This is a genomic window from Polaromonas sp. P1_G2, from assembly GCF_056405515.1.
The window spans coordinates 1-392 of the sequence record NZ_JBFUBY010001496.1 but is presented as its reverse complement, the minus strand read 5'-3'; the positions used below and the strand labels follow the sequence as shown (position 1 = coordinate 392).

Annotated in this window: 1 protein-coding gene; it reads left to right on the top strand. The window is 61.7% G+C overall.

Features of this window, described 5'->3' with window-relative positions; translation table 11 throughout:
- On the top strand, positions 1-392 hold a 392-nt coding region (locus AC1D0P_RS31245; protein ID WP_477680272.1), incomplete at both ends, for a hypothetical protein.

Here is a 392-nt window from a genome sequence, read left to right as displayed (position 1 = left end):
GAGCAGGAATATGCGGTTATCACCGAGGGGCAGCGGAGCCAGAAGTGGATTGAGGGACACAGCATCCGCCTGCGGCTCCATCTGGTGCCGTTCTTCGGCGCCATGGGCCTCTCGGAAATCAACGCCGGTACGGTCCAGGACTATCGAGTTGAGAGGATCACGAAGGCAAAGGACGGCAAGGCGCCGGCACGCAGCACCCTTCATGACGAGGTCGGCACCCTCCGGCAGGTGTTGAAGACGGCCATCCGTCACCAGTGGCTTAAGCATCTGGCCGACCTGTCACCGCCTTATAAGACCCAAGGCAAGATCGTCCACCGGCCCTGGTTCAGCCCCGCCGAGTACAAGCAGCTTTACGAGGCCTCCCGCGAGAACGCCAAGCAGCCGAAGAACTC